This window comes from Haloarchaeobius salinus, from assembly GCF_024464185.1.
In the GTDB taxonomy this organism is placed as follows: Archaea; Halobacteriota; Halobacteria; order Halobacteriales; family Natrialbaceae; genus Haloarchaeobius; species Haloarchaeobius salinus.
Window position 1 is genome coordinate 167596 of sequence record NZ_JANHAU010000004.1, and the last position, 7362, is coordinate 174957.

6 protein-coding genes and 1 rRNA gene are annotated in these 7362 nt (G+C 67.8%); 5 read left to right on the top strand and 2 right to left on the bottom strand.

Annotated features, from left to right (window positions below):
• Positions 1–37: 37 nt before the first annotated feature.
• Both NO345_RS15180 and NO345_RS15185 read right to left on the bottom strand, forming a co-directional pair.
• Complete coding sequence (locus tag NO345_RS15180) at positions 38–1372, bottom strand: hypothetical protein (protein ID WP_256300574.1); 1335 nt, start codon at positions 1370–1372, stop codon at positions 38–40.
• A gap of 180 nt (positions 1373–1552) precedes the next feature.
• A complete protein-coding gene (locus NO345_RS15185; RefSeq protein ID WP_256300576.1) occupies positions 1553–2125 on the bottom strand; it encodes a tRNA (cytidine(56)-2'-O)-methyltransferase in 573 nt (190 codons plus the stop codon).
• Between the two features lie 132 nt (positions 2126–2257).
• Between NO345_RS15185 and NO345_RS15190 the strand changes: the two genes are divergently transcribed.
• The 5 genes from NO345_RS15190 to NO345_RS15210 form a co-directional block, all read left to right on the top strand.
• Positions 2258–2470: a dodecin family protein gene (locus tag NO345_RS15190; RefSeq protein WP_256300578.1), complete on the top strand. Its 213-nt coding sequence runs from the start codon at positions 2258–2260 to the stop codon at positions 2468–2470.
• Positions 2471–2542: 72 nt separating this feature from the next.
• On the top strand, positions 2543–3436 hold the full coding sequence (locus NO345_RS15195) for an SDR family NAD(P)-dependent oxidoreductase (protein WP_256300580.1): 894 nt from the start codon (positions 2543–2545) through the stop codon (positions 3434–3436).
• A gap of 114 nt (positions 3437–3550) precedes the next feature.
• Positions 3551–4612, top strand: a complete 1062-nt coding sequence (locus NO345_RS15200) for a class I SAM-dependent methyltransferase (protein ID WP_256300582.1) — start codon at positions 3551–3553, stop codon at positions 4610–4612.
• A gap of 69 nt (positions 4613–4681) precedes the next feature.
• Positions 4682–5626: an NAD-dependent epimerase/dehydratase family protein gene (locus NO345_RS15205; RefSeq protein ID WP_256300584.1), complete on the top strand. Its 945-nt coding sequence runs from the start codon at positions 4682–4684 to the stop codon at positions 5624–5626.
• 505 nt (positions 5627–6131) lie between these two features.
• A 16S ribosomal RNA gene (locus NO345_RS15210) occupies positions 6132–7362 on the top strand; the annotation flags it as partial.

Consider the following 7362-nt stretch of genomic DNA (forward strand, 5'->3'; position numbering starts at 1 on the left):
GACCCAATCCCGGTTCAGCCGAACATCTTCGCCCACGTCACTCCCCGGGCGTCGCGTCGAACAGGGTGGTGACGACGCCGTCGCCGTGGACGCGGACGACCTGCAGCAGGTTCACGCTGAACAGCAGCACACCGACCAGGAACAGGCCTGCTCCCACGAGTGCGAGCGAACCGGGCAGCACCGGCGTGTCGGCCGCCACGAGACAGCCGGCCCCGACGACGGTCGCGACGAGGTCGGCCGTCGCGACCCGACCGTCGTACAGGTCGTCGATCATCGGCACCGGCTCGTAGCCCAGCCGGTCCGCGTAGCGGTGGACCCAGACGACGAAGGGGACGATGTGGTACAGCGTCCCGAGCACGACGAACCCGACGACGAACAGCGAGAGGGACTCGAAGCCCGCCCCGAAACGGGCGTCGAACGCGAGCGGGTCCCGGAGCCAGGTCGGGGTCGTCGCAGCGGCCCAGCCGACCATCCCGACGGCGGCGACGCCGTACCGGGTGAGCATCGGCGTGCGCGGGACGCGGGCGGCCCGGAGTCGGCGTACGAGGACGACCCCGACGGCGGCGACGCTGACGACGACGAGCAGGCCGCCGATGCGGGCGAGCGAGGTGTCGGCGACGAGTCGGCCGCTCGCGAGCGCGAGCACGCCGAACGGGAACGCCACCGTCTCGAATCCGACGAGTGCTCCGTCGAACCCGTCGAGGTCCGTCTGGGTGAACATCGTCGCGAGCTGGTAGAGCGCACCGAACACCGTCGTGAGCACCGCTCCGAAGACGGCGAGGGTCGCGTGGGCCGCGACGACCTGGGTCCGAGGGACCGTCCCGACGCCGAGCAGCGCCCGGGTGAAATCGAGCGCGAGCACGAGCCCGAGGATGGTGACGAGCACGAAGAAGCCGAGCGCGAGCAGGAAGTGGCGCTCGGTCACGTCGAGCGGGCGCGCCGCGAGGAGCGTCCGGCCGACGTTGTACGCGAGCGTCCAGAAGCCGAGCGCGAGCACCGCGCCCGTGACCGGGAGGACCGCGAGCCGGCCGGTGAGCATCGCGACGACCAGCCCGGCGACGCCGAGGGCGAGCAGCCAGAGCTGGGCCGCGGCGAGGCGTCGGGAGTGCAGGCCGACGCCCGACCAGACCGGCACGAACTGGGTCATCGCGCCGGCGATAGTGACGCAGACCCAGCCGACGAGCAGCAGGTGGACGTGGCCGAGCGAGGCGAGGCCGGGAGCGACATCGGCGACCCCGGCCGCGTCGACTGCGATGGCGACCCGGAGCACCGCCGCGGCGACGAGGAAGCCGAACCCGACGACGAAATGTCGGAGCGGTACCGCCATCGGTGGCTGGCTGTCCGTGTCGATGTCGCCCGGAATCGCGCTCATGCCTCGGTGTTGGTCCTGCCCGGCCGAGGGGGATTCCCCGAACGTGTTCGGTCAGTGTTTGGTGGGGGGAGAAGGGGGGTCGAGCCAGGGTGGCTCACCCATGGCATGGGCAGTTCGGAGATGGGACCGAAGGGTCCAGTGTCCTTTCCCGAACCCGTTCGGGCACCGAACCGTGTGTCGTCACTCCGACTGGTCGTCGGTCGGCTGCCCGTCGCCCTCGCCCGCGGGGACGACGCGTTTACCCGTCTCCATCGGGACGACACGGCGGCTGGCGTCGGTCCACTCGCGGTCGAGCTCCCGGCCCTCGAACAGCCGGTCGAGGAAGACCGCGAGGCCGGCGACCTCCGAGTGCGGCTGGTTCGTCACGGCGACGTTGTAGTCGGCGTGTTCGTACACGTCGAACGGTACCTTCTCGGAGCCGACGACGACCAGCAGCGGGGCGTCCGCACGGGCCTCGCGGATCTCGCCCTCGACGTCCTGGACGCGCTCGCCGTACATCGTGAGGTGGACGACGACGCCGTCCCAGTGCCGGACGACCGCGGCGGGCGAGTCGGTGAGCTCGACCTCGAACGGCCCGCCGAACCGCCCGGTGATGTCCGCGACGGTCTGGCGGGACTGGTCGGCGTTGGCGGGGTAGACGACGCGGTCCGCGCCGAGCGCGCGGGCGGTGAGGCCGACGTGGGTCGTCATCCGGTCGTCCCGGCCCGGCCGGTGGGCCAGGCGGAGGACGGCCACTTCGGGTTCTCCCTGCATACCACCGGCTACGCCGGTCACTCGTTAGGGGGTTTCGCTTTCGACGGTACGACCGGGTTACCAGGGGCCGGGACGACCGGGCGGGGATAACCCGTCTGTAACAACGAAGCCGCCCGGCGTAGGTCGACCGCCATGACAGCAGTCAAGATCATCAAAGTGCTCGGCACCTCGACGGAGTCCTGGGAGGACGCGGCGCACGAGGCGGTCGCACAGGCAAGCGAGACCATCGAGGAGATCAACGGCGTCGAGGTGGAGGGGTGGACTGCCAACGTCGAAGATGGCAGTATCGTCGAGTACAAGACGACCGTCGAGGTCGCGTTCCCGGTGAAGCACGACGAGCTCTGACCGTCACGCCGGCACTCGCCCGACGGTCGCCGCCACGGCCACGCTTTTCTCGCCACCGACCCTACGGCCGGCATGAGTAGACCGGAAGTCCTCGCGGGCGTCGCGGACGCCGACCTCACCGGCCGAACCGTCCTCGTGACCGGCGCGACCAGCGGGGTCGGCCGCGAGACCGCACTCGCCCTCGCGCGCCTGGGCGCACGCGTATTCGTCCACGGGCGGAACCGTGAGGCCGGGCGGGCAGTCGCGACGGAGCTCGACGCGCTCGGTGCAGACACGGTGTTCTTCAAAGCCGACTTCGCGAACCGCGAGGCCCCCGTCGACCTCGCGGATGCCGTCGCCGAGCACACCGATAGGCTCGACGTGCTCGTCAACAACGCCGGTGCGTACGTCGACGAACCGACGCTCGCCGACGGCGTGGAGCTGACGTTCCGGGTGAACCACCTCGCGCCGTTCGCGCTCACGGGGGCGCTCTCGGGCGCGGGCACGTTCGCGGCCGACGCGCGCGTGGTCACGGTGTCGAGTGCGGTCCACCCGCGGGCCGACGCGAGCGACCTTACCCGCGAGGCGGTCACCTCGGTCGACGACTACGATGGGCTGCAGGCGTACGCGCGGTCGAAGCTCGCGAACGCCCTGTTCATCCGGGAACTCGCCCGGCGCGAACCCGACCTGCTGGCGAACTGCTGTCACCCCGGACTCGTGCCGGGCAGCGGACTCTGGCGGGACGCGTCACTGCCGATTCGGGCCGCGGTGGGCTTGCTCGCCGTGCTTCCGGACCCGGTGCTCGAACGGGTCGCCGACAGCTCGCGGTCGGCGGCCGCGACGAGCGTCTTCCTCGCCGCCGGCGAGTACGACGAGTCCGGTGCGTACTTCAGCGACTGCGAGCCGACCCAACCCTCGTCGACTGCGCGAGACGACGAGCTGGCGCGGCGGCTCTGGGAACTGAGTGGGGAGTTGCTGGCGGACTGAGAGGGCCGTCACCCACCACAGACGCGCCGAATGCAAACGACAGTCCAGAGCTCCGGGCGACGCCGGAACCGGCCAGCGCAACTTATCCTCGTGGCAGGACAACCGGAGCCACAGATGCCACACGTCCCGAACCTCCTCGAACGGCTGTACGTCCTGCGCGGGAACCGTGCGCCGGGCACCATCTACGACCTCCTCGGGAGCTGGACGTGCAAGACCGTCGTCCTCGCGGCGGAGGTCGGCGTGTTCGAGGCACTCTCCGAACGGCCCGGGACGGCATCGGACCTCGCCGTACGGCTCGACTGCGACCCGGACACGCTCGGGATGCTCTGTACCTTCCTCGCCCGGGCCGGCTACCTGGACCGGGACGGCGAGACGTACCACCTGAGCGGCCTGTCCGAGCGGTGGCTCGTCGGCGACGCGAGTCTCGTCGACTGGTTCACGTTCTGGGACCGGGTGGTCTACCCGTTCTGGGACGACAACGCCGAGACCGTCCTCCGGACCGGCGCTCCCGAGCAGTCGCTCTACGCGTGGCTCGACGACCACCCCGAGCTGTGGGCGGCCACCCAGCGCGGGTTCGAGGCCGCAGCCACCGTCGTCGTCGACCCGATCCTCGACGCGGTCGACCTCGCCGGCGACGAGCGAGTCCTGGACGTCGGCGGCGGGCACGGTCGCTACGCGATCGCGGCCTGCGAGCGCCACCCCGGGGTCGAGGCGACGGTCGTCGACGACCCACTCGCGCTCGCCGTCGCCCGCGAGAACGCGGCCGACGCCGAACTGGACGACCGGGTGTCCGTCCGGGGTGCCGACCTGCTCACCGACGACCTCGGGGGTGGCAACGGTGACGCCGAGACGTACGACGTGGCGTTCGTGTTCAACGTCGTCCACGGCATGACGCCGGCGGAGAACGAACGGCTCCTCGCGTCGGTCGCGGACGCGCTCGCTCCCGGTGGCCGGGTCGTCGTGGTCGACCAGTTCGCCGACACCTCGGGCCCGATGGCTACTGCACGGTCGCTCGTCGCGTTCATCGGGTTCTCCTATCGTGTCCTCCTCGGCGGCCGCGCGTACCCCTACGCCGAGGTCGCGGACTGGCTCGGGGCCGCCGGGTTCGTCGACACCTCCCGGACCGACTTCCGGCGCGCGCCCGGCGTCTCGATGGCAACCGGTCGGCTCTCCTGACCGGGACCCACGGTCCGTCCGTCAGCGAACATCAGAACACACTTGCCCGCCCCTCGCGCACGCGAGGACATGGACCTCACCGACAGGCACGTCGTCATCACGGGCGCGGCCGGGCTGGTCGGCTCGCACCTCGCCGCCGAGCTGTGTGACGACAACCAGGTCGTCGCCGTCGACGACCTCTCGAAGGGCTCCCGCGAACGGGTCCCCGACGGGGCCGAGTTCCGACGGCGCGACGTGACCGACCCCGACGACGTCGCCGATTTCATCACCGAGGACGTTGACATCGTGTTCCACTTCGCCGCGTACACGGACACGAACTACGACGACGACCGGCAGCTGTTCGAGGAGAACACCGAGATGACCTACAACGTCCTCGAGCGCATGGACGAGGTCGGCGTCGACAGACTGGCGTTCACCTCCTCCTCGACCGTCTACGGCGAGGCACCGATGCCGACGCCCGAGGACTACGCGCCGCTCGAACCCATCAGCATCTACGGCTCCTCGAAGCTCGCCGACGAGGGCCTCCTGTCCACCTACGCTCACTCCTACGGGATGCAGATATGGGTCTACCGCTTCGCCAACATCGTCGGCCCGCACCAGCGCGGCAACGTCGTCCCGGACTTCATCGAGAAGCTGCTCGACGACCCCGAGACGCTGACCATCCTCGGCGACGGCCGCCAGGAGAAGTCCTACCTCCACGTCGAGGACTGCGTCGACGCGATGTGCCACGTCGTCGAGCACGCCGACGCCGACTTCAACCTCTACAACCTCGGCACCCGGACCACGACCTCCGTCACGGCCATCGCGGACATCGTCGCCGACGAGATGGGGCTCGACCCCGACTACGAGTTCACCGGCGGCGACCGCGGCTGGACCGGTGACGTGCCGAAGATGCGCCTCTCCATCGAGAAGCTCTCGGCACTCGGCTGGGAGCCGCCCCGCTCCAGCGACGACTGCGTCCGGGAGGCGACCCGCCAGCTCGTCGGCGAACTGCGCGAGGAGTACACGAACTGACCGCCGACCGCCGTCATCTACTCCTGTGGAGTCACCTCGTCCCCGCGAACGGGAGGTTCCGACGGGGCGGACCCCGCACAACCTCGCCCAACGCAGCGACGGCTGTTCTCCGGCCCACGGAGTGCGGTACCCGAGTACACCACTGCTGGAGTCCACACCCCCGCAGAACGGCGTCGCTCGTGGGCTCACGTGCAGACGTATATACCTCACGAACTGGACGCCTGCGGGCGATGAGATACCGTGTCAGAGGACGTCCGATTCGTAGGCCTTTTATATTCACCCTCCACTCGTAACTAATGCGAAGGACGCGCCGGGCGCACCCCGGCGGCGTCAGGGTCGTACCGGAGTCGGTGCGACTTCGAGCCATGAGGATTCCACCCCTGCGGTCCGCCGTACACGATGGGATCTGATACGAGCCTTGGTGGTTCGGCGACATCCGGTCGGACGTCGTCGACCACACATACCACGACAGCAATTTCCGCCACCCCCGTGCTTCGCACGGGACATTCCGGTTGATCCTGCCGGAGGTCATTGCTATTGGGATTCGATTTAGCCATGCTAGTCGCACGGGTTCAGACCCGTGGCAGATAGCTCAGTAACACGTGGCCAAACTACCCTATGGAGGACCATAACCTCGGGAAACTGAGGCTAATAGTCCATACGACTCTCTCCCTGGAACTGGGTTGAGTCAGAAACACTACGGTGCCATAGGATGTGGCTGCGGCCGATTAGGTAGACGGTGGGGTAACGGCCCACCGTGCCAATAATCGGTATAGGTTGTGAGAGCAAGAGCCTAGAGACGGAATCTGAGACAAGATTCCGGGCCCTACGGGGCGCAGCAGGCGCGAAAACTTTACACTGCACGACAGTGCGATAAGGGAATCCCGAGTGCGAGGGCATAGAGCCCTCGCTTTTCTGAACCGTAGGGTGGTTCAGGAACAAGAACTGGGCAAGACCGGTGCCAGCCGCCGCGGTAACACCGGCAGTTCGAGTGATGACCGATATTATTGGGCCTAAAGCGTCCGTAGCTGGCTGTGCAAGTCTGTTGGGAAATCTGCTCGCCTAACGAGCAGGCGTCCGGCAGAAACTGCGCAGCTTGGGACCGAGCGATCCGAGGGGTACGTCTGGGGTAGGAGTGAAATCCCGTAATCCTGGACGGACCACCGATGGCGAAAGCACCTCGGAAGAGCGGATCCGACAGTGAGGGACGAAAGCTGGGGTCACGAACCGGATTAGATACCCGGGTAGTCCCAGCTGTAAACGATGCCAGTTAGGTTTGGCGCGGGCTACGAGCTCGTGCTGTGCCGCAGTGAAGACGATAAACTGGCCGCCTGGGAAGTACGTCCGCAAGGATGAAACTTAAAGGAATTGGCGGGGGAGCACTACAACCGGAGGAGCCTGCGGTTTAATTGGACTCAACGCCGGACATCTCACCAGCTCCGACAGTATGCAGTGACAGTCAGTGTGATGAGCTTACTTGAGCTACTGAGAGGAGGTGCATGGCCGCCGTCAGCTCGTACCGTGAGGCGTCCTGTTAAGTCAGGCAACGAGCGAGACCCGCATCCCTAATTGCCAGCATGGGCCATTGGCCTGATGGGTACATTAGGGAGACTGCCAGTGCTAAACTGGAGGAAGGAACGGGCAACGGTAGGTCAGTATGCCCCGAATGAGCTGGGCTACACGCGGGCTACAATGGCCGAGACAGTGGGATGCAACCCCGAGAGGGGGCGCTAATC

Coding starts and splice junctions, on each gene's coding strand:
- NO345_RS15185 (WP_256300576.1), bottom strand. CDS start 2,125: ATGCAGGGAGAACCCGAAGTGGCCGTCCTCCGCCTGGCCCACCGGCCG.
- NO345_RS15195 (WP_256300580.1), top strand. CDS start 2,543: ATGAGTAGACCGGAAGTCCTCGCGGGCGTCGCGGACGCCGACCTCACC.
- NO345_RS15190 (WP_256300578.1), top strand. CDS start 2,258: ATGACAGCAGTCAAGATCATCAAAGTGCTCGGCACCTCGACGGAGTCC.
- NO345_RS15205 (WP_256300584.1), top strand. CDS start 4,682: ATGGACCTCACCGACAGGCACGTCGTCATCACGGGCGCGGCCGGGCTG.
- NO345_RS15180 (WP_256300574.1), bottom strand. CDS start 1,372: ATGAGCGCGATTCCGGGCGACATCGACACGGACAGCCAGCCACCGATG.
- NO345_RS15200 (WP_256300582.1), top strand. CDS start 3,551: ATGCCACACGTCCCGAACCTCCTCGAACGGCTGTACGTCCTGCGCGGG.